This is a genomic window from Bradyrhizobium prioriisuperbiae (genome assembly GCF_032397745.1).
GTDB classification, from domain to species: domain Bacteria; phylum Pseudomonadota; class Alphaproteobacteria; order Rhizobiales; family Xanthobacteraceae; genus Bradyrhizobium_A; species Bradyrhizobium_A prioriisuperbiae.
Map to the genome: position 1 here is coordinate 6,578,055 of NZ_CP135921.1, position 24,962 is coordinate 6,603,016.

Annotated in this window: 23 protein-coding genes; 14 read left to right on the top strand and 9 right to left on the bottom strand. The window is 63.7% G+C overall.

What is annotated here, in order from left to right; all coding sequences use genetic code 11:
* Nucleotides 1–12 precede the first annotated feature (12 nt).
* Complete coding sequence (locus tag RS897_RS31055; protein WP_315832508.1) at nt 13–1,281, top strand: FAD-dependent oxidoreductase; 1,269 nt, start codon at nt 13–15, stop codon at nt 1,279–1,281.
* Here RS897_RS31055 and RS897_RS31060 read toward each other — a convergent pair.
* From RS897_RS31060 to RS897_RS31075, 4 genes are all read right to left on the bottom strand, one after another.
* A complete protein-coding gene (locus RS897_RS31060) occupies nt 1,278–2,048 on the bottom strand; it encodes an SDR family NAD(P)-dependent oxidoreductase (RefSeq protein WP_315832509.1) in 771 nt (256 codons plus the stop codon). The genes RS897_RS31055 and RS897_RS31060 overlap by 4 nt on opposite strands.
* Nucleotides 2,049–2,115: 67 nt before the next feature.
* Nucleotides 2,116–2,304, bottom strand: coding sequence for a hypothetical protein (locus RS897_RS31065; protein WP_315832510.1), 189 nt, complete (start codon nt 2,302–2,304; stop codon nt 2,116–2,118).
* 33 nt (nt 2,305–2,337) lie between these two features.
* Entirely contained in the window at nt 2,338–4,392 is a 2,055-nt protein-coding gene (parE, locus tag RS897_RS31070; RefSeq protein ID WP_315832511.1) for a DNA topoisomerase IV subunit B, read from the bottom strand.
* 127 nt (nt 4,393–4,519) lie between these two features.
* Complete coding sequence (locus RS897_RS31075) at nt 4,520–4,903, bottom strand: hypothetical protein (RefSeq protein ID WP_315832512.1); 384 nt, start codon at nt 4,901–4,903, stop codon at nt 4,520–4,522.
* Between the two features lie 222 nt (nt 4,904–5,125).
* Between RS897_RS31075 and RS897_RS31080 the strand changes: the two genes are divergently transcribed.
* The 3 genes from RS897_RS31080 to argC all read left to right on the top strand — a co-directional run bounded on the left by RS897_RS31080 (nt 5,126) and on the right by argC (nt 8,156).
* Complete coding sequence (locus RS897_RS31080; protein WP_315832513.1) at nt 5,126–5,656, top strand: DedA family protein; 531 nt, start codon at nt 5,126–5,128, stop codon at nt 5,654–5,656.
* A gap of 164 nt (nt 5,657–5,820) precedes the next feature.
* Nucleotides 5,821–6,810, top strand: coding sequence for an MBL fold metallo-hydrolase (locus tag RS897_RS31085; protein WP_315832514.1), 990 nt, complete (start codon nt 5,821–5,823; stop codon nt 6,808–6,810).
* A gap of 287 nt (nt 6,811–7,097) precedes the next feature.
* Complete coding sequence (gene argC, locus RS897_RS31090; RefSeq protein ID WP_315832515.1) at nt 7,098–8,156, top strand: N-acetyl-gamma-glutamyl-phosphate reductase; 1,059 nt, start codon at nt 7,098–7,100, stop codon at nt 8,154–8,156.
* Nucleotides 8,157–8,240: 84 nt separating this feature from the next.
* Here the strand turns inward: argC and RS897_RS31095 are convergent, their stop codons facing one another.
* On the bottom strand, nt 8,241–8,639 hold the full coding sequence (locus tag RS897_RS31095) for an MAPEG family protein (protein WP_315832516.1): 399 nt from the start codon (nt 8,637–8,639) through the stop codon (nt 8,241–8,243).
* Between the two features lie 134 nt (nt 8,640–8,773).
* Nucleotides 8,774–10,582 carry a PHA/PHB synthase family protein gene (locus RS897_RS31100; RefSeq protein WP_315832517.1) on the bottom strand — a complete coding sequence of 603 codons (1,809 nt, stop codon included), beginning with the start codon at nt 10,580–10,582 and terminating at the stop codon, nt 8,774–8,776.
* Between the two features lie 376 nt (nt 10,583–10,958).
* Here RS897_RS31100 and RS897_RS31105 point away from each other — a divergent pair, with 376 nt between their 5' ends.
* The 7 genes from RS897_RS31105 to recJ all read left to right on the top strand — a co-directional run bounded on the left by RS897_RS31105 (nt 10,959) and on the right by recJ (nt 18,014).
* Nucleotides 10,959–11,177 (top strand): hypothetical protein, encoded by a 219-nt coding sequence (locus RS897_RS31105; RefSeq protein ID WP_315832518.1) that lies wholly within the window; start codon nt 10,959–10,961, stop codon nt 11,175–11,177.
* A 108-nt stretch (nt 11,178–11,285) separates the two neighbouring features.
* The gene (locus RS897_RS31110) at nt 11,286–12,503 is read left to right on the top strand and encodes an LL-diaminopimelate aminotransferase (RefSeq protein WP_315832519.1); all 1,218 of its coding nucleotides are present in this window, start codon (nt 11,286–11,288) and stop codon (nt 12,501–12,503) included.
* A 23-nt stretch (nt 12,504–12,526) separates the two neighbouring features.
* A complete protein-coding gene (locus tag RS897_RS31115; protein WP_315832520.1) occupies nt 12,527–13,849 on the top strand; it encodes a homoserine dehydrogenase in 1,323 nt (440 codons plus the stop codon).
* A 45-nt stretch (nt 13,850–13,894) separates the two neighbouring features.
* Nucleotides 13,895–14,893, top strand: a complete 999-nt coding sequence (gene glpX / locus RS897_RS31120; RefSeq protein ID WP_315832521.1) for a class II fructose-bisphosphatase — start codon at nt 13,895–13,897, stop codon at nt 14,891–14,893.
* A gap of 13 nt (nt 14,894–14,906) precedes the next feature.
* A complete protein-coding gene (locus RS897_RS31125; protein WP_315832522.1) occupies nt 14,907–15,359 on the top strand; it encodes a GNAT family N-acetyltransferase in 453 nt (150 codons plus the stop codon).
* A gap of 15 nt (nt 15,360–15,374) precedes the next feature.
* Nucleotides 15,375–16,103: a haloacid dehalogenase type II gene (locus RS897_RS31130; protein ID WP_315832523.1), complete on the top strand. Its 729-nt coding sequence runs from the start codon at nt 15,375–15,377 to the stop codon at nt 16,101–16,103.
* A 72-nt stretch (nt 16,104–16,175) separates the two neighbouring features.
* Nucleotides 16,176–18,014 (top strand): single-stranded-DNA-specific exonuclease RecJ, encoded by a 1,839-nt coding sequence (gene recJ / locus RS897_RS31135; RefSeq protein WP_315832524.1) that lies wholly within the window; start codon nt 16,176–16,178, stop codon nt 18,012–18,014.
* Between the two features lie 20 nt (nt 18,015–18,034).
* On the opposite strand, the gene RS897_RS31140 is transcribed toward recJ, so the two are convergent.
* The gene (locus tag RS897_RS31140) at nt 18,035–19,261 is read right to left on the bottom strand and encodes a lytic murein transglycosylase (protein ID WP_315832525.1); all 1,227 of its coding nucleotides are present in this window, start codon (nt 19,259–19,261) and stop codon (nt 18,035–18,037) included.
* A 149-nt stretch (nt 19,262–19,410) separates the two neighbouring features.
* Here RS897_RS31140 and RS897_RS31145 point away from each other — a divergent pair, with 149 nt between their 5' ends.
* The gene (locus tag RS897_RS31145) at nt 19,411–20,244 is read left to right on the top strand and encodes a glucose 1-dehydrogenase (RefSeq protein WP_315832526.1); all 834 of its coding nucleotides are present in this window, start codon (nt 19,411–19,413) and stop codon (nt 20,242–20,244) included.
* Between the two features lie 11 nt (nt 20,245–20,255).
* Here the strand turns inward: RS897_RS31145 and RS897_RS31150 are convergent, their stop codons facing one another.
* Nucleotides 20,256–21,920, bottom strand: coding sequence for a M23 family metallopeptidase (locus RS897_RS31150; protein ID WP_407654578.1), 1,665 nt, complete (start codon nt 21,918–21,920; stop codon nt 20,256–20,258).
* 103 nt (nt 21,921–22,023) lie between these two features.
* Entirely contained in the window at nt 22,024–22,590 is a 567-nt protein-coding gene (gene efp / locus RS897_RS31155) for an elongation factor P (protein WP_315832528.1), read from the bottom strand.
* A gap of 138 nt (nt 22,591–22,728) precedes the next feature.
* Here efp and epmA point away from each other — a divergent pair, with 138 nt between their 5' ends.
* Together epmA and RS897_RS31165 are read left to right on the top strand one after the other, a co-directional pair.
* Nucleotides 22,729–23,781 carry an EF-P lysine aminoacylase EpmA gene (epmA, locus tag RS897_RS31160; RefSeq protein WP_315832529.1) on the top strand — a complete coding sequence of 351 codons (1,053 nt, stop codon included), beginning with the start codon at nt 22,729–22,731 and terminating at the stop codon, nt 23,779–23,781.
* Nucleotides 23,781–24,851 (top strand): lysine-2,3-aminomutase-like protein, encoded by a 1,071-nt coding sequence (locus RS897_RS31165; protein ID WP_315832530.1) that lies wholly within the window; start codon nt 23,781–23,783, stop codon nt 24,849–24,851. Before epmA ends, RS897_RS31165 begins: the two co-directional genes overlap by 1 nt.
* The last annotated feature ends 111 nt before the right edge of the window (nt 24,852–24,962 follow it).

A 24,962-nucleotide genomic window follows, 5' to 3' on the forward strand; every position in this document is an offset into this window, starting at 1 on the left:
GATGCGCGACGCATGGACATGAGTGCCGAACAACGGGATCAGTCTGTCAATCGCGAGATCACCACGCGCTGCTGCATTGTCGGTGGCGGCCCGGCGGGCATGATGCTGGGATTTCTGCTGGCGCGGGCCGGCGTGCAGACGGTGGTGATCGAAAAGCACGCCGATTTCCTGCGCGATTTTCGCGGCGACACCGTGCATCCCTCGACCCTGCAGATCATGCGCGACCTCGGCCTGCTGAATGAATTCCTCAAGCGGCCGCACCAGCAGCTGGACCGGATGCAGGGCCAGTTCGGCAAGACACTCGTCCGCATGGCGGATTTCCGTGGGCTGCCGTGCCCGTTCATTGCCCTGATGCCGCAGTGGGAGTTTCTCGACTTCCTGTTCGAGCAGTCGTCACGCTTTCCCGCTTTGACGGTGCTGCGCCGTACCGAGGCGACCGACCTTGTCCGGGACGGTGAAACGGTTGTCGGCGTGGTGGCGCACGACGAGCAGGGACCGCTCACGATCAAGGCCGACCTAACAATTGGATGCGACGGCCGGCATTCGACCATCCGGGCGCGTGCGGATCTTGCGGTCGAAGACATCGGTGCGCCGATCGACGTGCTCTGGTTTCGCATCGGCAAGACCGCCGGCAGCGGTGACAACCTGCTGATGCATGCCGACCAGGGGCGCATGCTGGTGACGCTTGATCGCGACGATTACTGGCAGTGCGCCTATGTGTTTCCGAAGGGGCAGTTCGACGCGGTCAAGGCACGAGGCCTGGACAGGTTTCGCCAGGACATCGCCGCGACCGCGCCGGGGCTCAGGGATGGCGTCGGCGAGCTCAAGAGCTGGGATGACGTGAAGCTCCTGACCGTCACCGTCGACCGGCTGACGCGCTGGACCAGGCCCGGGCTGCTTTGCATCGGCGATGCAGCGCATGCGATGTCGCCGGTCGGCGGGGTCGGCATCAATCTCGCGATCCAGGACGCGGTGGCCACCGCAAATATCCTGGCCTCGCAACTTGTGCAGGGATGCCCGCCGGAGAGCGAACTCGACAAGGTGCGCCAGCGCCGGCTGTTTCCCACCCGGATGACCCAGGCGCTGCAGGTGCAGATGCATCACCGTATCATCTACCCGACGCTGCAGGGCGGCGGGACGCCGAACACCGAGACAACAGTGCCGCTGCCGATCCGGCTGATCAATGCGCTGTCGCCGTTGCAGCGGCTGCTGGCACAGCTGCTCGGGATGGGCGTGCGGCCGGAGCACGTGCGATCGCCGGCCGTTGCTGCAGGCGACTAACCCGCGACCGAGTATCCGCCATCGATCGGAATCGCCGTGCCGGTGACGAAATCCGACGCGCTGGAGGCCAGGAACACCGCAACCCCGGCGAGGTCAGCCGGCACGCCCCATCGCGCCGCAGGCGTGCGGGCCAGCACCCGCTCATGCAGCCCTTCGACCTGTTCGCGTGCGTCCTGCGTCAATTCGGTGTCGATCCAGCCCGGCAGCACGACGTTGGCCTGGATGTTGTCAGGCGCCCAGGCGCACGCCAGCGACTTGGTGAACTGCACGATACCGCCTTTGCTTGCCGCATAGGCCGGTGCGAACGATGCGCCGAAGATCGACATCATCGAGCCGATATTGATGATCTTGCCGCCACCGGCGGCCTTCATCACCGGATAGACCGCTTGGACGGCATAAACAGCACTGGTGAGATTGGTCTCGATCACCTGGTGCCACTCGTCGAGCGCCATCACATGTGGCGGTTTGCGGATGTTGATGCCGGCGTTGTTGACGAGGATGTCGACACTGCCGAACGCGCGCTTGGTCGCCTCGACCATCCCGGCGACATCGTCCTTCGAGGTCACATCAGCCGTCACCGCCATGGCGCGGCCGCCCGCGGCGGTCAGTTCGTCTGCGGCCGCTTTGGATTTGGCCTCGTTGCGGCCGACGATGGTTACTGCCGCGCCCGCCGCCGCAAGCCCGCGGGCCATGCCGAGCCCGATACCGCCATTGCCGCCGGTGACGACAGCGACTTTTCCGGAGAGATCGAAGGGTGAGGTGGCCATGCTGGATGTCCTTGCAGATGAGGCGTCGCGGTGGCGAGAGCGAGGGAAAGGCCGAGTTCGCACCGGATCAGACGCGGCGCGACGAGGCTATCAGCACCAGTCCGAGCAGCGCCAGCCCGCCGCCGTAATAGGCCCATTGCGTCTGCCGCACCATGAAGCTCGACGCCGGATAGGGGAAATACCCGGTGCCCTGGCCGACCCAGAGCACGCCAATAATCAGCGTAAGAAGGCCGAGCGTCAGAAGAGGCGGGCGCATGGTTCGATCTCCGCCGGAACGACGCAAGAGGACCTACACGTCCAGCAACTCCTCGCTGGCGAACTCAGCCTTTTCCGTAATGAAGGCGAAGCGCGCTTCGGCCTTGCTGCCCATCAGGCGCTCGACCGAGTCCGCGGTGCCCTCGCGATCGTCCGGCAACAGCACCACGCGCAGCATGGTGCGCTTGGCGGGATCCATGGTGGTTTCCTTCAATTGCGCCGGCATCATCTCGCCGAGGCCTTTGAAGCGTCCGATGTCCACCTTGGCGTTGGCGTGAAATTCCTTTTTCAGGATTTCATCCCGGTGCGCGTCGTCACGGGCGTAGAACGTCTTGCCGCCGTGGGTCAGCCGATACAGCGGCGGGATCGCCAGATAGAGATGTCCCTCGTCGATCAGCCGCGGCATCTGCCGGTAGAAATATGTGATCAGCAGCGAAGCAATGTGTGCGCCGTCGACGTCGGCGTCGGTCATGATGATGATGCGGCCGTAGCGCAGGTCTTCATGCCGGTAGTGCGCGCCGGTGCCGCAGCCGATCGCCTGCATCAGGTCGGAGATCTGCTGGTTGGCGGCGAGCTTGTCCTTGGTCGCGGAGGCGACGTTGAGGATCTTGCCGCGCAGCGGCAGGATCGCCTGGGTCTTGCGGTCACGCGCCTGCTTGGCGCTGCCGCCTGCGGAATCGCCTTCGACAATGAACAGTTCGGAGCCTTCGGACGCGGTGTTGGTGCAGTCGGCAAGCTTGCCGGGCAGGCGCAGCTTGCGCACCGCGGTCTTGCGCGAGATTTCCTTTTCCTGGCGGCGGCGCAGCCGCTCGTCCGCGCGCTCGACCACGAACTCCAGGAGTTTGTTGGCCTGCACCGGGTTGCCGGACAGCCAGTGGTCGAACGGATCCTTGATGGCCTGCTCGACGATCTTCTGGGCCTCGGCGGTGGCGAGACGGTCCTTGGTCTGGCCCTGGAATTCCGGCTCGCGCACGAATACCGACAGCATGATCGCAGCGCCGACCATCACGTCCTCGGACGTGATCGAGGCAGCGCGCTTGCCCTGGCCGACGCGCTCGGCATGGTCCTTGAGGCCGCGCAGCATGGCGCTGCGCATGCCGGCTTCGTGGGTGCCACCGTCGGGCGTCGGCACCGTGTTGCAGTAGGAGGAGAGGAAGCCGTCGGCGTCCGCGGTCCAGGCCACCGCCCACTCGCAGGCGCCGTGGGCGCCGTTGCGCCCCGACTTGCCGGAGAAGATGTCGGGATGCACCAGTGTGTCGGCGTGGATCGCCGCGGCCAGATAGTCCTTCAGGCCGCCCGGGAAATGGAAGGTGTCTTCTGCAGGCACATCGTCGATGCCGCGCAGCAATTCCGGATCGCAGTGCCAGCGGATTTCGACGCCACCGAACAGGTAGGCCTTCGAGCGGGTCATCTTGAACAGGCGCTGCGGCTTGAACACGGCCTTGGCGCCGAAGATGTCGGTGTCCGGCTTGAAGCGGATGCGGGTGCCGCGGCGGTTGTGCACCTTGCCGAGGTCTTCCAGCTTGCCCTTGGGATGGCCGCGTTCGAACGACATCTTGTAGAGCTTCTGCTCGCGGGCGACCTCGACCTCGAGGCGCGAGGAGAGGGCGTTGACCACCGAGACGCCGACGCCGTGCAGGCCGCCCGAGGTCTCGTAGACCTTGGAGTCGAATTTGCCGCCGGAGTGCAGCGTGCACATGATGACTTCGAGCGCCGACTTCTTCGGGAACTTCGGGTGCGGGTCGATCGGGATGCCGCGGCCGTTGTCGCTGACGGTCAGAAAACCGTCCGTCGTGAGACTGACCTCGATGAAGGTCGCGTGGCCGGCCAGCGCCTCGTCCATCGAGTTGTCGATCACTTCGGCGAACAGATGGTGCAGCGCCTTCTCATCAGTGCCGCCGATATACATGCCCGGGCGACGCCGGACCGGCTCCAGCCCCTCCAGCACCTCGATATCGGCCGCGGTGTAGGCGGCCTCGGCACCCGTGGCCCGGGGCGCCGGCTTGGCGGCAGCGGGCCGCCCCTTCGGAGGGGCTTCGAACAAATCGTCCGATTTGTCGTTCTTTTTAGCTTTCAATGGCTTGGGCATATTTCTTCATACTTTTAAGGAGCCCGGGCGGGCGAATCGCTGACCCCCAATATGCCACGGAAGAGGTTAGCAATGTGACGGGCCGGTGTGGGAACCGGCCCTGTATATAGGGACCCGCAGGCCGCATTTACACGGGCAAAGTGTCGGCTTTCGCGGTCCGGGCCACGATGATCAGGAACAGGATCATGGCCGCCAGCACCATGAACGAGCCGACCACGACGACGACCTCCAGGGATTGTCTGCCGGTGACTGTGAGGCCGATCCCGAGCGGGAAGACGATGCTGCCGACGATGTGCAGCCAGCCCTGGACCTTCGCCAGGGTCATCGCAGCCGCCTTCGGCACCACCCGGTAGTACAGCCCGAACAGGAACAGCAGGACGCCGCCGATCAAATTGAGATGGGCGTGCGCCGGCCCGAGCTGGAAGTCGTGCTGGATGCCCATCACGATGCCGGCCACCATGCCGACGACCAGCAGGACAGCGCTCGTGCACATCATCAGGGAAGGGATCATGTCTGTGTCTTTCCGGCTGTTATCAGAGCGGATGAAAAGCGAGCCCACGCGAGAGCCGCGTCACACGTCTGGCGTTGCGGGGATGGTCGGTGGCCCGGTTGGGCGCGGTTCAAATTGTGCGGCGTGTCAAGGGCTGCGTCTTCAACATTGATTTGAACATCATTGACTTGGTCTTCAGGCACGTAGTCTGGTTCATAATCGACAACGGCGAAAGACTCTCAAATGGAAGATGCAGTGCGTTTCCTTGTCGACTTCGTCCGCGGTCATGGATCGTGGGCGGCGCCGATCATGTTCGTGCTGGCCTTCGGGGAATCGCTCGCTTTTCTGTCGCTGCTGATTCCCGCATGGGGCGCGCTGATCGGGATCGGCGCATTGATCGGTCCGAGCGGCATCAGCTTCTGGCCGGTCTGGATCGGCGGCGCACTGGGGGCAGCCTGCGGCGACTGGCTGTCCTACTGGTTCGGCGACAAGTTCAAACATCGCGTTGCGCACATGTGGCCGCTGTCGCGTCATCCCGACCTGCTGCCGCGCGGCGAAGCGTTCGTCCGCAAATGGGGCATCCCGGGAATCTTCATCGGCCGTTTCTTCGGGCCGCTGCGGGCAACAGTCCCGCTGGTGGCGGGCATTTTCGAGATGCCCTATGGCAAGTTTCAGGTTGCGAACTTTGCCTCGGCCTTCGTGTGGTCGGCAGCGCTGCTGGTTTTCGGCGACGTTCTGTCCAAGGCCGCGACATGGTTATGGGGAGCCATGTGATGCGAGGGCAGTTCCGTGTGACGCAGATTTGACAAGCCGCATTCGAAGTCCGGCGTGGCCGCGGCGGCAAAAAAAGGAATAAGGTGCGCCGCTGGTTGTTTGTCCGGTCGAAGCCGGAGGGGCTTTTGCGCGTCACACGTCGCGCGACATTGGGAGGGACATTCATGGACATCACACGACGTCTTGCACTGACAGGAGCTGCCACCATGGCCGCCGCGCCGTTCATTCCGACATCGTCCGCCAAGGCCGCGGTTGCGCCCGTGGGCAAGCAGGCTCCGAGCTTCTATCGCTACAAGGTCGGCGACATCGAGGTTGCCGTCGTCTCCGATGGCGCGAACACGTTTCCGCTGGCCGACAATTTCGTGCTCAACGCCAAGAAGGATGACGTCAACAACGCGCTCGAAAAGGCCTTCCTGCCGCGCGACAAGATGACGATCCATTTCGCGCCACTCGCCATCAACACCGGCGGCAAGCTGGTGGTGATCGACACCGGCAACGGCGCGGCCGCCAATGCGGCGACAAAGGGGGCGGTCGGGCAGTTTGCGGCCAATCTCACCGCCGCCAGCATCGATCCGAAAAATGTCGATGTGGTGGTGATTTCCCATTTCCACGGCGATCACGTCAACGGCCTGCTCACGGCCGACGGACAGCCGGTGTTCGCCAATGCCGAAGTGCTGGTGCCGTCAGTCGAGTGGAAATACTGGATGGACGACGGCGAGATGAGCCGCGCGCCGGCCGGGCGCATGCAGGATCTGTTCAAGAACAATCGCCGGGTGTTCGAAGCCGGCCTGAAGAAGAAGGTCACGCCCTATGAGTGGGGCAAGGAGGTCGCGCCGGGACTGCTGGCGGTGGAAACGATCGGCCACACGCCGGGCCACACCTCCTATGTGCTGTCGTCGGGGGCGGACAAGGTCTTCATCCAGTCCGACGTCACCAACCATCCCGATCTGTTTGTGAAGAATCCGGGCTGGCATGCGGGCTTCGACCAGGACGGCGCCAAGGCGGAAAGCACACGCCGCAAGGTCTATGACATGCTGGTGGCGGACAAGCTCAAGGTGCAGGGCTTCCACTATCCGTTCCCGGGCCTCGGCAATATCGAGAAGGACGGCGCCAGCTATCGCGTGGTGCCCGCACCCTGGTCCCCGATCATCTGATCGGAGGAGCAAGTTCCTCATCGGGCCGGCGAAGTGGCCGGTCCGAACCTATCGGGGGACTGCCAGCTTGACGCACTGGGGGCGCGGTTCTATATCCGCGCCCATGATCAACACCGCGACCATACTGTTTGCTCGCCGCCGCCGCACTCGCGCGGCATGGGCGGGCGTTCGCGCCTGAGATCGTACCCCCCCTGCCGCCGGAACTGGTCCGCGGCAGCTTTTTCCCCTTCCCATAACCTGCCGCACGACCGCCTCCGACGGCTTTTGCCTCGTGAAAGGAACAGGTCATGGCTGCAAAGAAGACAATCGGTATCCTCGGCGCCTCCGGTTACACCGGGGCCGAACTGGTGCGGCTGCTGCTGCGCCATCCCAATGTCGAGATCGCACTGCTGACGGCGGACCGCCGCGCCGGGCAAGCGATGGGCGACGTGTTTCCGCAGTTCGCGCCCTACGACCTGCCGAGGCTGGTGACCATCGACAGCGTTGACTGGCCGAATGCCGGGCTCGATCTGATCTTCTGCGCTTTGCCGCATGGCACCACCCAGACGGTGATCAGGGATGTGCTGATAAAAGCGCCGCAGAGCAAGATCGTCGATCTCTCGGCGGACTTCCGGCTGGAAAGTCCCGAGGCCTATGCCACATGGTACGGCCACGATCATTATGCGTTGGATCTGCAGAAAGAGGCCGTTTACGGCCTGGCTGAGATCTACCGGTCTGAGATCATGAAGGCGCGCCTTGTCGCCAATCCCGGCTGTTATCCCTCCTGTGCGCTGCTGCCGGTGATCCCGCTGCTGGCGGCGCAGGTGATCGAACCCGCAGAGATCGTGGTCGATGCAAAATCGGGCATGACCGGCAGCGGCCGTTCCGTGAAGGAAGAGATGCTGTTCTCCGAGGTCTCCGAGGGATTTCACGCCTATGGCGTAGGCCGTCACCGGCACGTGGCCGAGCTCGATCAGGAGTTTTCCAAGGCGGCCGGGCAGGAGGTGCTGGTCAGCTTCACGCCGCACCTTTTGCCGATGAGCCGCGGGCTGCTTTCGACCATCTATGTGAAGTTGCGCGGTGTCTACACGGCTCATGATCTGCACGCGGTCTTGTCGGCTCAATACGGCAGCGAGCCGTTCATCCATGTGCTGCCGTTCGGCAAGACGCCGCACACGCGGCATGTGCGGGGATCGAACATGACCTTCATCGGCGTGGCCGCCGACCGCGTTCCGGGCCGCGCGATCATTGTTGCAACCCTCGACAACCTGACCAAGGGCGCGTCGGGGCAGGCGGTGCAGAACATGAACCTGATGCTCGGCTTTGCCGAGACCACGGGGATCGATCAGCCACCGATGTTCCCATGATGCACGTCTCAGCCATGAAAAAAGGGACGGCCGATGCCGTCCCTTTTGCCGACCGTCACTGAAGCGACGATTTAAAGAAACCTGTCAAACGATCTGGAAAATCCCCAGCACCAGCACGGCCTGGGCGATGAAGCCGACCGTGAACGCCACCGTGCGAAACACCGGAACGCCGAGCATGTAGACGAACACGTGCGCGACACGGGCCCAGAAATAAACCGCCGCGGCCAGCACCGTCCATTTGCTGGAATAGTCGATTGCGTTGAGGATCAGGATCAGCGGCGCGAAGATGACGAGATTTTCCACCGCATTGTCGTGGGCGAACATCAGCCGGTTGGCCCATTCCGCATGCGGCTTGTCGGTGCGGGTCGGATTGCCCATCGTGCCACCGAGGCCGCGCACCTGAGATCGATTGATCATGTAGGGGACCCACAACAGGCCCGTCAGAATAACCGTGAGGGTCAACCAGAACAATTCGCGCGTCATTGCAAGCTCCCGGCCTTGATTCCGTCGATCGAGGTCATCCTCGTCGCCAACTCATAAAACATTTCCGGCCAAATGTGGAATCCGGCCCGGCCCCAGCAACTGGCGGCCGGTCACGTTCATCTGCAGGCTCGGGGTCAGGCGCGCACCCGGACGTAGCTGCCGGGCGCATCCTCGAGTGCGGGCAGGGCTTCGGTCCCGACACTGCGCGCGGGAATCTGCTCGGGATCGTTCGCTTCGATCCACTGCCGCCAGTCCAGCCACCACGAGCCTTTGTGCTCCTGCGCGTCCTTCAGCCAGTCGGCCAGCGTGATGTCCTTGATGCGGTCGTTGGTCCAGAACTGGTACTTGCCGAGCGCCGGCGGATTGACGACGCCTGCGATATGGCCGGAACCGGCGAGCACATAGCGCACCGGGCCACCGAAGAACTGCGAGCCATACAGCACCGATTCCGCCGGCGCGATGTGGTCTTCCTTGGTGGCAAGATTGTAGACGGGGACCTTGACCTTGGAGAGGTCGAGCAAGGTGTTGTCGAGCACCATGGTGCCGGCCGATAGCCGGTTTTCCAGATAGCAGTTGCGCAGATAGTAGGAATGATTGGCCGCGGGCATGCGGGTGGCGTCGGAATTCCAGTGCAGCAGGTCGAACGCCGCCGGCGGCTTGCCCTTCAGGTAGTTGCTGACAACGTAGGACCAGATCAGGTCGTTCGACCGCAGCATGTTGAAGGCCATCGCCATCTTGCTGCCTTCGAGTACGCCGGCGCGCTGCATATCGCGCTCCAAAGCAGAGATCTGCTCTTCGTCGACGAACACCAGGAGTTCACCTGCGTGGGTGAAGTCGACCTGGGCGGCGAGGAACGTTGCCGAGGTGACGCGCACCCGCCGTTTTTCCGCAAGCCAGGCCAGCGTCGAGGCGAGCAGGGTGCCGCCCACGCAATAGCCCATGGTGTGCACCTTCATCTCGCCGGTCGCCTTTTCGATGGCGTCCATGGCGGCGAGGGGCCCCTCCTTCATGTAGTCGTCGAAGGTCTTTTCACCGAGCCGCCGGTCCGGATTGACCCAGGAAATCACGAACACCGTGAGGCCCTGATCGACGCACCACTTGATGAAGGATTTCTGCGCGTTCAAGTCGAGAATATAGAACTTGTTGATCCAGGGCGGCACGATCAGGAGCGGCGTGCGCAGCACGTTCTCGGTGCTCGGATCATACTGGATCAGCTGCATCAGGTCGTTCTGATAGATGATCTTGCCCGGCGTGGTGGCGAGCTGCTCGCCGACATTGAGGTTCGAGGAGTCGGACTGGCGGATGCGCAGGTTGCCATGCCCCGCCACCACGTCCTCGGCCAGCATCTTCATGCCGCGAACCAGGTTCTGGCCGCTCGAGGCCAGCGTTTCGCGCAGCACTTCGGGATTGGTCAGAACGAAGTTCGACGGTGACAGCGCGTTGGTCAACTGCTGGACATAGAACTCGGCCTTCTTGCGGGTGCGCGGATCGAGCCCTTCGGCATCACGGACCACGTCGAAAGCCCACTGTGTGGTCAAGAGATAAAGCTGCATGACGAAATCGAAAAACTGATTCGATTTCCATTCGGCGTCCTGGAAACGCTTGTCGCGCGGCGCCGGCGAAATCGCGGGGGCGGTGTTTTCGCCCACCATGCGCCGCATCGATGCCCCCCACAAATCGAGGTAGGATTTCCCCAGTTTGAACTGCAGATCGGACGCGCGCGTCTTGTCCGACATCCAGTATTCGGCGACGGCGCTGAAGGTCTTGACCAGTTCGCTCAGCTCGCTCGGAGCTTCGTTCGGCGGGATGCCTTCGCGCGATTTGAGGTAGGCCGACAGCGCCTGACCGCTGCTTTCCATGGCTCGCGCGAGATTTTGCGCGAATGCCTCGGCATTGAAGCTTCCATTGGCCTTCGTATCTGTATTGGGAAGAGCGTCGGTCATTGGCGGCGGGACACTACTGGAGCTTGGAGAGAATTCGGGTGCTTAACACAGGTGCAGTCACCGCGATGATGGCACAGTTGCGAAGCTATTCCAGAAATCCTTGTGCTGCACCGCGACAAAATTCTTGGTTTGGTCATATTGGAGCCCCACCGCATCGCTCTATTCATGACGTTATTAATGATTTGGCGTGATAGAATGTTCGGCATTGCGATGATCAACGTGCAAAAATTTCAAGCAGTGGCGCGATGCCGCACGCGGCCTATATGAGCCTTCGATGACAGTTCGCGGGACAGAGGCGAGACCTGGGACGAGACTTGGGATTCGCTGGCGGCGCGGTGCGCGTGTCGCCACAGCCTTGCTGTGCCTTGGATCGGGCGTGGGCCTCGGGGCCTGTTCGGTGCCGATGGCCGACCTGCCGGTGGTTGGAATGCCGGCCGGCGCACCGGCCCGGCCGACCGGGCCGACCGCCTATCCAGCCGTCCATGACATGCCTGCCGACCGGGGCGACCCGATGCTGGACCCGGCGGAACAGGCCAAGCTCTCAAACGACCTCAAGGCCGTCAGGGATCGGCAGGAGAAAGCCGCAAATCAGTGAATTTGGGGCCATTCTGACGCTGGTACTGGGGACCCGCCGTGCTAAAAAGGGCCCGATTCAACCGCAAATAAGCATCCTGCCGTTTGCGGGTTCCGGAGCCCGAGGTCCATGGAAGAGTTCTATCGCATTCGCCGCCTGCCGCCTTACGTGTTCGAGCAAGTCAACCGGGCCAAGGCGGCCGCACGCAATGCCGGGGCCGACATCATCGACATGGGCATGGGCAATCCGGACCTGCCGACCCCCGCCCATGTGATCGAAAAGCTCAAGGAAACCCTGGGCAAGCCCCGGACCGACCGCTATTCGGCGTCCCGCGGCATCACCGGGCTGCGCAAGGCCCAGGCCGGCTATTACGAGCGCCGGTTCGGGGTCAAGCTCAATCCCGAAACCCAGATCGTGGCGACGCTCGGCTCCAAGGAGGGCTTTGCCAACGTGGCGCAGGCCATCACCGCGCCGGGCGACGTCGTGCTCGTTCCCAATCCCAGCTATCCGATTCACGCCTTCGGCTTTTTGATGGCGGGCGGCGTGGTGCGCTCGGTTCCGGCCGAGCCGACGCCGGAGCTGTTCGAGGCGCTGGAGCGGGCGATCATTCACTCGATCCCCAAGCCGATCGCCATGATCGTCTGCTACCCGTCCAATCCGACGTCCTATGTGGCGACACTCGATTTCTACAAGGACCTGGTGGCGTTCGCGAAGAAACACGAGATCTTCATTCTCTCCGATCTCGCTTATGCCGAACTTTATTTCGACGGCAATCCGCCGCCGTCGGTGCTGCAGGTGCCCGGCGCGATCGATGTCACCGTCGAGTTCACCTCGATGTCGAAGACGTTCTCGATGGCCGGCTGGCGCATGGGCTTTGCGGTCGGCAACGAGCGGATCATCGCGGCGCTGGCGCGGGTCAAATCCTATCTCGACTACGGCGCGTTCACGCCGGTGCAGGTGGCCGCGACCGCGGCGCTGAACGGCCCCGACGATTGTATCCGCGAGATGCGCGAGATCTATCACAAGCGCCGCGACACCCTGGTGGAGTCGTTCGGTCGTGCCGGCTGGGATATCCCGCCGCCGAACGCATCGATGTTCGCCTGGGCGCCGCTGCCGGAGAAGTTCCGCAGCATCGGCAGCATGCAGTTCGCCACCTTGATGGTCGAGAAATCGGGCGTCGTGGTGTCACCGGGCGTCGCCTTCGGCGAGCACGGCGAGGGTTATGTGCGCATCGCCATGGTGGAAAACGAGCAGCGAATTCGCCAGGCCGCCCGCAATCTGCGGCGCTTCCTTGAAAGCGGCATCGAAACGTTGCACAACGTGGTTCCTCTCGCCAATCGGCGATAATTTTCCAGCAGGTTTTGTTAGGTATGGTCGCTCCACTCAGAGTGGGTATTGCGGGGCTCGGCACCGTGGGTGCCGATGTCGTTCGTCTGATCGAGGTCCAGAGTCGCGTTTTGTCGGCACGCTGTGGCCGTGGGGTGCGTGTGGTCTCGGTGACCGCGCGCTCGAAGGCCAAGAAGCGCGGCATCGATTTGCGTGGCATCACCTGGGCGAAAAATCCGCTCGAAATCGCCGACGATCCGAACGTCGATTGCTTTGTCGAATTGATGGGCGGCGTGGGCGATCCCGCGCTGTCCGCGATCGAGGCGGCGCTGCGTAACGGCAAGTCGGTGGTCACCGCCAACAAGGCGCTGATCGCCAAGCACGGCTCCAAGCTCGCCGCACTCGCCGAAAAGCACGGCGGCGCGCTGAATTTCGAAGCCGCTGTCGGCGCCGCGATCCCGGTCATCAAGACCCTGCGCGAAGGCCTTGCCGGCACCAGCATCAATCGCGTCTACGGCATTCTCAACGGCACCTGCAATTACATCCTCACCCGGATGGAGCTGGAGGGATTGTCGTTCGCCGATTGCCTGAAGGATGCGCAGCGGCTCGGTTATGCCGAAGCCAATCCGTCGTTCGATGTCGACGGTCATGACACCGCGCAGAAGCTCGCGATCCTCGCCAGCCTCGCGTTCGGCACCAAAGTGGCGCAGAACGCCGTCTATGTAGAAGGCATTTCGTCGATCGCGCCGGCCGATCTGCGCGCCGCCGATGAACTCGGCTATCGCGTCAAGCTGCTCGGCGTTGCGGTGCGCACCGCAAAGGGCATCGAGCAGCGCGTGCATCCGACCATGATTCCGAAATCATCGTCGATCGCGCAGGTGATGGGCGTCACCAATGCGGTGACGATCGATGGCGATGGTGTTCCGCCGATCACACTGGTGGGGCCGGGCGCCGGTGGTGCGGCAACCGCATCCGCCGTCGTCGCCGATATCGCCGACGTGGCGCGCGGCATTCGCGCCAATCCATTCGGCCGTCCGGTCGAGCGGCTGCGCGTGACCAGCAAGGCGCCGATGGAGCGCCATGAGGGCGGCTATTACATTCGCCTGATGGCGCGCGATCTGGCAGGCACTGCCGCAACCATCGCCACGCGTCTTGCGGAACAGAAAATTTCGATCGAATCCATTGTGCAGCGTCATCCCGATGGCGCATTCGATGCGATAAATAACAGCGCGAAGCCGGCGCCCGTTCCGGTTATCCTCATCACCTACGCGACCAGCGAGGACGCCGTTTACCGTGCGTTGCAGGCCGTGCAGAAGGACAAGGTGATCACCGGACGTCCGCAGGTGATCCGCATCGAAAAGAATTGAGCCGGGGCAATTCGCCCCCGCCGTTATGTTCAGGAGTTAAAGCCGATGTCGAATACGATTTCCGTTCCGCCCCAGCAGTTGCTGGAACGCATTCTGACGCTGGAGATCGTCCGCGTCACGGAGCGAGCGGCGGTGTCGGCGGCTCGGCTGCGCGGCCATGGCAACGAAAAGGCCGCTGACCAGGCCGCGGTCGACGCGATGCGGCGCGAATTAAATAAAATACCGATCGAAGGCACCGTGGTGATCGGCGAGGGCGAGCGCGACGAAGCGCCGATGCTGTTCATCGGAGAGAAGGTCGGCATCCAGGCCGGCCCCAAGGTCGACATCGCTGTCGATCCGCTGGAAGGCACCACGCTGTGCGCCAAGAATATGCCGGGCTCCATTGCCACCATGGCGATGGCCGATGGCGGCACGCTGCTCAATGCACCCGACGTCTATATGCAGAAGATCGCCGTCGGTCCGGGCTATGACAAGGGCGTTGTCGACCTCGACGCGTCGCCGGCGGACAACATCCGACGGCTGGCCAAGGCCAAAGGCGTCGATCCCTCGGCGATCACCGCGCTGGTGCTCGACCGTCCTCGCCACGCCGACATCATTGCCGGCGTCCGCAGCACCGGTGCCGCGGTGCGCCTGATCACCGACGGTGACGTCGCCGGCGTGATCCACACCGCCGATCCGCACAACACCGGCGTCGACATCTATATCGGCACCGGTGGTGCGCCCGAAGGCGTGCTGGCGGCGGCGGCATTGCGCTGCATCGGCGGCCAGATGCAGTGCCGGCTCATCCTTGATACCGAAGAGAAGCGCGCGCGCGCGTTCGACATGGGCATCAAGGATCCGAAGATGATCTACGGCATCGAGGATCTCGCCAGGGGCGACTGCCTGTTCGCGGCCACCGGCGTCACCGACGGCTCGCTGCTGTCGGGCGTCAAGTTCCGCAAGCATGTGATCGAAACCGAAACCGTTGTGATGCGCTCCGTCACCGGCACGGTCCGCTACATCAAGGCCGAGCACCGGCAGTTCGAGAAATTCCACCTCGATTGAGGATCAATCTTCCATGGGCGGCATTCTCAACGTACGGCCAGTCACTGACGCTGACCGCGCGGAATGGGATCCGCTATGGCAGGGCTACCTGACATTCTACGAGACGGTGCTGCCGGCTGACGTGACCGAGGCGACGTGGAAACGTTTCCTCGATCCGGCCGAGCCGCTGCATGCACTGGTGGCCGAAATCGACGGGCATCTGGTGGGCTTTGCCCATTATCTGCTGCACCGCTCGACCTGGGCACCGGACAGCTACTGCTATCTGGAAGACCTGTTCGTCTCATCGGTGGTGCGCGGGCATGGTCTGGGCCGCGCGCTGATCAAGGCCGTGGAGGCCGCAGCCCTCGACGCCAATGCGAGCCGGCTCTACTGGTTGACTCACGAAGACAACACACAGGCTCAGACGCTTTACAACAAGCTCGCGGAGCGGACCCGTTTTGTCCACTATCGCAAGAAGTTTGAATAATTTGGAGGATCGCCCGTGCCGGCACCGCAATCCACTTCCGGCGTCAAGGCGCTGGTGTTCGACGTATTCGGCACGGTTGTCGACTGGCGCGGCAGCCTGATTGCCGATTTCACCAATTGGTCGCGGACGCGCGGCATCACGGCTGACTGGGCGGCGCTGGTCGATGCCTGGCGCGGGGCGTACATGCCATCCATGAACGAGGTGCGCAAGAATCCGGCGCGCGGGTTTCTCAACCTCGACACCTTGCACCGGACCTCGCTGGAGCGTTTGGTCACCGAGCAGGGCATCAAGGGGCTGACCGACGCCGATCTCGCTTATATCAACCGGGGCTGGCACCGGTTGACGCCCTGGGCGGACAGCGTCGCCGGGCTGACCCGGCTGAAGACCAAATTCGTCATCAGCCCGCTGTCGAACGGCAATGTTGCGCTGCTGGTCAACATGGCCAAGCATGCCGGGCTGCCGTGGGACCTGATCCTTTGTGCCGAGGTGTTCCGGCATTACAAGCCCGATCCCGAGACCTATCTCGGGGCTGCCAAGATGCTGGGCCTCGAACCCGGCGAGGTGATGCTGGTGGCCGCGCACAATTCGGACCTCAAGGGCGCGCAGGGCTGCGGTCTCGCCACCTGCTTCGTGCCGCGCCCGACCGAATACGGCCCGCACCAGAACCGGGATTTCGGCCCGGAGGGCGAATGGACTATGGTGGTCAGCGATATCGGCGATCTCGCGGATCGATTCGGCTGCTGAGGGAGCGGTCGTCTCGGCGACACGACGGTCGATTCGTCAGGCGCGACCCGCAGCAAGGATAACCCCCGTTTCATGAGCCCGCCGACAGCCTTGCCCGTCGAAACGCCGGTCGCCTTTCTCGGCGTGACGCGCTCGGCGACCGGCTGCCTGTGGCGCGACCGGCTCGATCCGCGCGGCGCGGCCAAGGCGCTGGCGATCGCGCAGCGCCATCGATTGCCGGAAATGCTGGCGCGGGTGATCGCCGGACGGGGCATCGACATCGACGCCGTCGACGACTTCCTCGATCCGACCATCCGCAAGCTGCTGCCCGATCCCTACAGCGTGACGCAGATGGAGGCCGCCGCAAAACGCATCGCGGATGCGGTAGTGCGTGGCGAGAAGGTCGCGATCTTCGGTGACTATGACGTCGACGGCGCGACGTCGTCGGCGCTGCTCGCCTGGCACCTGCGCCATTGCGGGCTCGATCCGCTGATCCATATCCCGGATCGCATTTTCGAAGGCTACGGCCCCAACGTCGAGGCGATCAAGACGCTGGCCGGCAAGGGCGCCACGCTGCTGGTCACCGTCGATTGCGGCACCACCAGTTTCGAGCCGTTTGTCGAGGCCAAGCGTCTGGGCATGGATGTGGTGGTGATCGACCATCACCAGGCCGGCGACGAACTGCCTGTGGTCGACGCGCTGGTCAATCCCAACCGCCTCGATGACCTCTCCGGATTGGGCTATCTCGCCGCGGTCGGCCTCGTGCTGGTGACACTGGTGGCCGTCAACCGCGAACTGCGCGGACGTGGTTTCTGGAGCGATGTGCGGCCGGAGCCGGACTTGCTCGGGCAATTGCATCATGTCGCGCTTGGCACCGTGGCCGACGTGGCACCGCTGGTCGGACTGAACCGGGCCTTTGTGGCGAAGGGGCTGATCGCGATGCGCCGGCGCGATCATATCGGCCACACCGCGCTGATGGACGTGTCGCGGCTCAACGGTCCGCCGGAAGCCTGGCATCTCGGCTTCATGCTGGGACCTCGCATCAATGCGGGCGGCCGCATCGGCCGCGCCGATCTCGGTGTGCGGCTGCTGCTGGAAGGCGATATTTCCGAAGCAGCGCGCATCGCCGCCGAGCTCGATCGACTGAATCAAGAGCGTCGGGTGATCGAGCAGGCGGCGGAAGCGCAGGCTGAAGCCGAAGCGCTGGCGTCGCTCGGGCTCGAAGACAAGGGCGCGGTCATTGTCACCGCGTCGGAAGGCTGGCATCCGGGCGTGGTCGGGCTCGTTGCGTCGCGATTGAAGGACAAGTTTTCCCGCCCGGCGTTTGCCATTGCACTGGAGCCCGGCGGCACCGGCACCGGCTCGGGGCGTTCGATCGCCGGTGTCGATCTTGGCAAGGCGGTGCGTCAGGCGGTGCACGACGGCTTGCTGGCGAAGGGCGGCGGACACGCCATGGCGGCGGGCGTGACGCTGAGGAAGGAGCGCCTCGGCGAGTTTCGCGCCTATATCGAGGCGGCGCTGGCCGATGACGTTCGCAAGGCACGCCACATCAATGAGCTGTTCATCGACGGCGCGATCACCGCACGCGCGGTGACGCCGGAATTCGTCACCATGCTCAATCGTGCCTCGCCCTACGGCGCCGGCAATCCGGAACCGATGATCGCGCTGCCGTCGCATCAGCTGATGTATGCGGAGGAGGTCGGCCAGGCCCATCTGCGGGTGCGCTTCAAGGCCGGCGACGGTGCGATCGTCAACGGCATGGCGTTTCGTTCGGTCGGCCAGAAGCTCGGCAATGCATTGCTGGAAAACCGCGGACAGCCGCTGCATGTGGCCGGCACGCTGTCGATCGACCGCTGGCAAGGCAATGAGCGCGTGCAGTTGCGAGTCACGGATGTGGCGGTGCCGGATCACGGGCCGGCGGTGATCCGATAACGCGCGTCACGATCTGTTTGTTATGATCCCTGTCGCAGCCGCGCCAGCACCTTCAGCCCGCCATATCCGTCGGCCGGCGTCAGTCCGGACTTGAGCTGAAAATCCTTGATCGCCTTCATGGTGTCGTTGCCGACACGGCCGTCATTTCCGCCGGTATCGAATCCCTGACGGGTGAGGCGGGTCTGCATCTCCTGCACCTCGGCGAGCGTGAGCGCACGCTCCGAGCCGGGGAAGGGCTGGATGAAGGGGCTGCCGCCCAGGATACGATCGCCGAGATGGACGATCGCCAGCGCGTAGTTCATCGACGGATTGTAGCTGCGCACCGCGTAGAAATTCGGCCCGAGCAAGAACGAGGGGCCGCCCGGCACCGGCGTCCAGAGTTGCGCGGTGGCGTTTGGCTGCGGGAACGGCTGTCCGTCGGCGCGTTTGACGCCTGCCGAACCCCAGGCGTCGTAGCTGCGGCTGCCACCGGCACTCACACCGGATGTGCGGACCTCGTAACCCCAGTGTTCGTTGCGATGGTATTTGCCGCGGTTGACCAGATAGCGCGCGGTGGAGCCCAGCGCGTCGTCCGGCTTGCCGAACGGCGACACCCGACCGTCGCCATCATAGTCGAAGCCGACATTGAGCCAGACCTCGGGCATCCACTGCGTGTGCCCCATGGCGCCGGCCCAGGAGCCGCGCATTTCATCTGGCGTGCTCCAGCCGCGCTGCACGATTTTCAGCGCGTTGATCAGTTCGGTTTCCCAATAGGTCTTGCGGCGCGGTTCATTCCAGGCAAGCGCGGCCAGCGACGGAAACACCGGCCGCATATGGTTCTGCTGCACCAGCGGATCGCCATAGGCGCTCTCCACACCCCACAGTGCCAGCAGCGTGCCGCGCTCGACGCCGAAGTCGCGCTCGATGCGCGAGAACACCGCGCCATTCTTCTGCAGCGCCTCCTTGCCGGCGATCAGCCGCCAGTCGGAAACGCGGCGGTTGATATATTGCCAGGCCTGTTCGTTGAACTCCGGCTGATTGCGCATCTTGGTGAACACGCTCATGTCAGGCTCGGTGCGGCCCATCACGCGGGTGTAAGTCGCCTCGGAAATGCCCCGCGCCTCCGCCTTGGCGCGGAAGACATCGCGCCATTGGTCGTAGCCCGGCGGGGCGGCGTGGGCCGCTGACGTCCATGGCCTTGAAACGAGGACAGCCGCTGCCCCCAGCAGCGTCCGTCGCGTCAAACGTTGGGAATCGATGCGGGTCATCGCGGCAGTCTAGAATGAAAATCGCTCGAATTGAATCCGGTTACGGCTCTCAAACCAGATATTGGGACGATGCTGGTTCCCATTGGGTATGACTTGGCTCCGGGATGCGGCGTGAATTAACATCGCGCGTCACTGACCTGGAGCCTGTCATGCCGCAACCCGACCGTTCAGCTCGATATCCACGCCTTGCCGGGCGCTATGCGCTGGTAACAGGTGCTTCGCAAGGTATCGGGCGCGCCATCGCCATTCGTTTTGCCGAGGAGGGCGCCAACGTCGCCATCAATTTCGTTGGCGCCAGCACCGGTGCGGACGAAACTTTGGCGCTGGTGCGGGCAGCATCGACCCGCAACGGGCATGACGAGCGCCAGCATCTCGTGCTGCATGCCGATATCGGTGTTGAGGCGGACATCGTGGCGATGTTCGAGGCGCTGCTGAAGCAGTGGCCGCGGCTCGATTGCCTGGTCAACAATGCGGGATTTCAGCGGGAGTCGGCGACCGAGTCACTTGATGTGGAAACCTATCGTCGCATCATCGAGGTCAATCTGAACGGCGCCGTGCTCTGCGCCCAGCAGGCGCTCGCGCACTTCGTCAAGCGCGGCGGCGGAGGCACCATCGTCAATTGCTCCAGTGTGCACCAGATCATCCCGAAGCCGGGATATCTGGCGTATTCCATCAGCAAGGGAGCGATGTCCAACCTGACCCGCACCCTGGCGCTGGAGTTCGCGGACCGTGGCATTCGCGTCAACGCTGTCGGCCCAGGCGCAATCGATACGCCGATCAATGCGGCCTGGACCGGCGATCCAACCAAACGCGCCGTGGTCGAGAGTCACATTCCGCTCGGGCGCGTCGGAACGGCTGAGGAAATCGCCGGTGTGTTCGCCTTTCTGGCGTCGGACGAAGCGAGTTACATCACCGGGCAGACGATTTTTGCTTGTGGTGGCCTGACGCTGTTCGGCGAATTCCGCGAGAACTGGGCAAGCTAGCAGCGGCGCGGCTACTCGCCGTCGCCTTCCGATGAGAGCCCCGGCTTGTGCGGCTCTTCCGGCACCGCGTGGGCCATCGAAGCCGGCGCGACCGGTTCCGGCAAGATCTCGGTGCCGCGTGCACCGAGCAGCCGTTCATAGGCCGAGATCAGCGTGACGTACGGATTGACCCAGAGCCAGCCGTCGCGGGTGAACACCTGAAGGTCGAAATGCAGGTGTGTCGAGGTGCCGCCAGGATAGTCCTGATAGTTCGAGACCATGCCGATTGTCTCGCCCTCGCTCACGCGCCGGCCGTTCAGCAGACCGTCGGAGTCCATGTGCGCCGGGTTCATGTGCATGTAGCGAACGCGGATATGATCGGTCATGGTGTCGACCAGAAGAAAGGCCGCCTGCTGTGCCGGCCCCCGCACGATCACGCCGTCGCGCACCGCGACAATGGAGAAACGATTGGCCTCGCAGCGGTCGGCGCCGTCGTTGCGCATCGGACACGATGAGGGGCGGATGTCCTGGCCCTGGTGCCCAAAGCCGCTGGCGCACTGTCCCACGCCGAAACTGCGGGTCTCGCAGAAATTGTCCTGCCAGGGATAGCTGTAATTCTCCCGGGCCGACTCGTCGAACACCAGCGGCTTGTCGTTGCGCTTGCAGCGATAGGAGCCGCCCTTGTTGTGCGGTGATGCCGTGCGGCCGGTGTAGTTGCAGTCACCCCAGTTCAGGAACGACTGCGAATTGGCGTAGGCGGGCGCGTCATGCAGCGGAAAGCGCAGTTGGACGTAGGCGGTCGGATCGGCCCGACCGGTCTGCCCGTGATAGCCGCTGTTGGTGATGATCTCGCCGACCGGGCGATAGGTGAAATCGGGGGAGACATTGCCTGGCCGTTCGACGGCCGTGGAGACGATGTCGCCGCGCAACGGGCGCGGCTTGCCGCCATTGATCCGCAGTGCTTTCAGAAAACGCTCGGCGACAACGGAGGCCTCGCGACAGGCGAGGCGGTTGCGTCGCGGCACGCTGTCGAGACACTGGACCGAGACCACATAGGGGATGCCGAACCGCGTGAATGCGTAGCGGAGATAACCCTCGCGCAGGGTGCGGCGCAGGTCCGGGAATTGCTGCGACAGCGCCTTCACCGGTTCGCCCTTGCCGGCGAGCAGATCGTTGATGTCGTAGATCAGCGTCGAGCCGGTGATGTGGATCTCGACGGGACGGGCAAAAGTACGCTGCGGCAAGTCGTCGATGCTGGTCTGGGCCAGCGAGAACACCGCGTCATAGCCGGCGGGACCGGCGTCGAACATCTCCGTCCGGAAGCCGTCCTGATAATGCGCGGCTGACAGGATGGCCGTCGTGCCGCTGAGGCGGTGACCGATCAGCTCCGCTGCATCGAACGGCAGCAGGACCGGCACCGGGCTCTGGGTGATGGCCGGAAAAAATGATGCGGTGATCGCATTCAACTGCACCAGTGCAGGCCATCGCCGCGGATCGCGGCGCGGCAGACGCCGTGCGCCATTGAATGTCAGCGCGCCCACGGTCTCCGGTCGCGCATTGAATTCGCTGCGAAGCTGATCGTTGGCGGCGCGCCAGTCGGCGCGAAGCACCGTGACTGCCGGAGTCCTGAACTCTCCGGCTGCGGCCGGGACGGCAAGACAAACATTGGCCAGACAAACGATGGCTGCCAAAGCCAGACACAGGCGCCAGATTGAAAAACCGGGGGCCGCCGCTCTCGTTTGCGTGTTGCCCCCGGTCAAGTCTCTGTCACCGCCGCCTGGATGTCATGTGTCGGACTGCTTAGTCCTTGGCGCGCTCGACGTACGAGCCGTCTTCGGTCAGGACCACGATCCGGGTGCCGGTGCCGACGTGCGGCGGGACGGCGGTGCGCACGCCGTTGGACAGGATCGCTGGCTTGTAGGACGACGATGCAGTCTGGCCCTTGGTCACCGGTTCGGTATCGACCACTTCGAGGGTCGCGCGCTGCGGCAAGGTGATGGCGACGGGCACGGACTCATACATCGACAGCTTGACCGTCATGTTTTCAGCCAAATACGGCGCGCCGGAACCGACCACGTCCTTCGGCACCAGGATCTGGTCGAAGGTCTCGTTGTTCATGAAATGGAAGCCGTCGCCGTCCGAATAGAGAAAATTGTAGTCGCGGTCTTCGATGGTGGCCCGCTCGACCTGATCAGTGGTCTTGTACCGCTCGGAGACCTTCACGCCATCGCTGATGCGTCGCATTTCGATCTGGCTGACCGGGGTTCCCTTGCCGGGATGGATGTTCTCGGCGGTCAGAACCACATATAGCTTGCCATCCATATCGATGACGTTGCCCTTGCGAATAGAACTTGCGATGACTCTCACGGATCAATTTCCTAACATTTCGGGCTGGAGCCGGGCCGGGACCGGACGTCCGGCGGCGCACGAAGCAGTTTCGGGCCGCAACATACTGATTTGCGGGTCAGATGCCAGCTTTTTAGGGCGATTCCGGGCGGAACGCGCATGAACCCGGCTGATTTGCCCGCGCCATGGTGGGCTCCGACGCGCCATGCCGACCGCAGGCCGTTTTTAAGGGCCCGGGCGGCCATTACCCGGGCTTTGCGGGCCTGGTTCGAGGCGCGGGGCTTCATCGAGGTGGAAACCGGCATCCTCCAGGTCTCGCCTGGCAATGAAACCCACCTGCATGCGGCGTCGGCCCGGCTGACACTGCCCTCGGGGCAGCATTTGACCCGGTATTTCCGAACCTCGCCGGAATTCGCCTGCAAGAAGCTGCTGGCCGCCGGCGAGCCCCGGATCGTGGAATTCGCCCGGGTGTTCCGCGACCGCGAGCGCGGCGATCTGCATTTGCCCGAGTTCACCATGCTGGAATGGTATCGCGCTGGTGAGCCCTACGAGAGCGTTATGGACGACTGTGTCGCGTTGATTACAGAGGCGGCCAGAACGATGAACACCGGTAGGTTCTCGTTTCGCGGCCGCACCATTGATCCCTTTGCCGACCCGGAGCGGCTGACGGTGGCCGATGCGTTCCATCGCCTGGCCGGCATCGACCTGCTGGCGACGGTGGTGGATGGCCAGCCGGACCGCGCGGCGCTGGCTGACGCCGCGGCGACATCGGTCCGCGTCAGCGATGACGACACCTGGTCGGATATCTTCAGTAAGGTGCTGGTCGCCCATATCGAGCCGAAACTGGGGCAGGGGCAGATCACGGTGCTCCATGATTATCCAGCGCCGGAGGCGGCGCTGGCGCGCGTCAAGCCGTCCGACCCGCGGGTCGCGGAACGCTTCGAGATCTATGCCTGCGGTGTCGAACTCGCGAACGGCTTTGCCGAACTGACCGACGCCGCCGAGCAGCGCAGCCGTTTCACCGAAGCCATGGACGAGAAGGAACGGCGTTATGGCGAGCGTTATCCGCTCGACGAGGATTTTCTTGCGGCTGTTGCCAGGATGCCTCCAGCCAGTGGTGTCGCGCTCGGGCTCGACCGGCTGGTGATGCTGGCAGCGGGTGCGGTCCGCATCGACCAGGTGGTGTGGGCGCCACCGGAGGCGAGCGTGTGATGACCAAATCGAATGTGGCAGCGACGCTGCGAACCGCCGACGATCTGATTGTGCAGGGATTGGCGCCCGCCCACGCGCGCGCGGATCTCGACAAGGTCGCGGCGCGGTACGCCATTGCCGTCACGCCGGATGTCGCCGCGCTGATCGATCCGAACGACCCGAACGATCCGATTGCGCGGCAGTATATTCCGTCGCCGGATGAACTGGTCGCGCGGCCGGGCGAACGTCCCGATCCGATTGGCGACCATGCGCACGCGCCGGTGCCCGGCATCGTGCATCGTTACCCAGATCGCGTGCTGCTCAAGCTCGTGCATGTCTGCGCGGTGTATTGCCGTTTCTGCTTCCGCCGCGAAATGGTCGGGCCCGGCAAGGACAGCGCGCTGTCGCAGCAGGCCTATGCCGATGCGCTCGGCTATATCCGCGCCCACCCCGAGATCTGGGAGGTGATCCTGACCGGTGGCGATCCGCTGATGCTGTCGTCCCGACGCCTTGCCGAGATCATGGGCGATCTCGCCGCAATCCCGCACGTCAGGATCATCCGGCTGCACACCCGCATTCCGGTGGCCGATCCGGCGCGGATCAGCGCCGAGGTGATCGACGCCTTGCGGGTCAAGGATGCGACGGTCTGGGTGGCGCTTCATGCCAATCATCCGCGCGAATTCACCGCCAAGGCGCGAGATGCCTGCGCGCGGCTGGTCGACGCCGGCATTCCGATGGTCAGCCAGTCGGTGCTGCTGCGCGGCGTCAATGACGATGCGCCGACGCTGGAAGCGTTGATGCGGACGTTCGTCGAAAACCGCGTCAAACCGTATTACCTGCATCATGGAGATCTCGCGCCGGGCACGGCCCATCTGCGGACCACCATCGCGACCGGCCAGGAGCTGATGCGAACCTTGCGAGGCCGCGTCTCCGGATTGTGTCAGCCGGATTATGTGCTCGATATTCCGGGAGGCCATGGCAAGGCACCGATCGGGCCGGCCTATCTGTCGCAGGAGCCTGAGAGGCCAGCCGACTCACGGTACCGTATCGTCGACTACTGCGGCGATGTTCACACTTACGTGTCTGAATAGTTCTGTGTTGAAATGACGCAACCGGAGTCGCCACGGGATCCGAACGGCAATGATGACAGTAATCGGGCTGTTGAAAACGCCGTGATGATCGGCTTTTTTGTAGTCCTGGTG

Bases quoted from the DNA above. Each gene is read 5' to 3' on its own strand.
- RS897_RS31145 (WP_315832526.1), top strand. From the start codon at position 19,411: ATGCCGCAACCCGACCGTTCAGCTCGATATCCACGCCTTGCCGGGCGC.
- RS897_RS31085 (WP_315832514.1), top strand. From the start codon at position 5,821: ATGGACATCACACGACGTCTTGCACTGACAGGAGCTGCCACCATGGCC.
- RS897_RS31065 (WP_315832510.1), bottom strand. From the start codon at position 2,304: ATGCGCCCGCCTCTTCTGACGCTCGGCCTTCTTACGCTGATTATTGGC.
- epmA (WP_315832529.1), top strand. From the start codon at position 22,729: ATGAACCCGGCTGATTTGCCCGCGCCATGGTGGGCTCCGACGCGCCAT.
- argC (WP_315832515.1), top strand. From the start codon at position 7,098: ATGGCTGCAAAGAAGACAATCGGTATCCTCGGCGCCTCCGGTTACACC.
- RS897_RS31165 (WP_315832530.1), top strand. From the start codon at position 23,781: ATGACCAAATCGAATGTGGCAGCGACGCTGCGAACCGCCGACGATCTG.
- RS897_RS31060 (WP_315832509.1), bottom strand. From the start codon at position 2,048: ATGGCCACCTCACCCTTCGATCTCTCCGGAAAAGTCGCTGTCGTCACC.
- RS897_RS31115 (WP_315832520.1), top strand. From the start codon at position 12,527: ATGGTCGCTCCACTCAGAGTGGGTATTGCGGGGCTCGGCACCGTGGGT.
- recJ (WP_315832524.1), top strand. From the start codon at position 16,176: ATGAGCCCGCCGACAGCCTTGCCCGTCGAAACGCCGGTCGCCTTTCTC.
- RS897_RS31140 (WP_315832525.1), bottom strand. From the start codon at position 19,261: ATGACCCGCATCGATTCCCAACGTTTGACGCGACGGACGCTGCTGGGG.
- RS897_RS31055 (WP_315832508.1), top strand. From the start codon at position 13: ATGGACATGAGTGCCGAACAACGGGATCAGTCTGTCAATCGCGAGATC.
- RS897_RS31125 (WP_315832522.1), top strand. From the start codon at position 14,907: ATGGGCGGCATTCTCAACGTACGGCCAGTCACTGACGCTGACCGCGCG.
- RS897_RS31075 (WP_315832512.1), bottom strand. From the start codon at position 4,903: ATGATCCCTTCCCTGATGATGTGCACGAGCGCTGTCCTGCTGGTCGTC.
- glpX (WP_315832521.1), top strand. From the start codon at position 13,895: ATGTCGAATACGATTTCCGTTCCGCCCCAGCAGTTGCTGGAACGCATT.
- RS897_RS31100 (WP_315832517.1), bottom strand. From the start codon at position 10,582: ATGACCGACGCTCTTCCCAATACAGATACGAAGGCCAATGGAAGCTTC.
- RS897_RS31095 (WP_315832516.1), bottom strand. From the start codon at position 8,639: ATGACGCGCGAATTGTTCTGGTTGACCCTCACGGTTATTCTGACGGGC.
- RS897_RS31110 (WP_315832519.1), top strand. From the start codon at position 11,286: ATGGAAGAGTTCTATCGCATTCGCCGCCTGCCGCCTTACGTGTTCGAG.
- parE (WP_315832511.1), bottom strand. From the start codon at position 4,392: ATGCCCAAGCCATTGAAAGCTAAAAAGAACGACAAATCGGACGATTTG.
- RS897_RS31080 (WP_315832513.1), top strand. From the start codon at position 5,126: ATGGAAGATGCAGTGCGTTTCCTTGTCGACTTCGTCCGCGGTCATGGA.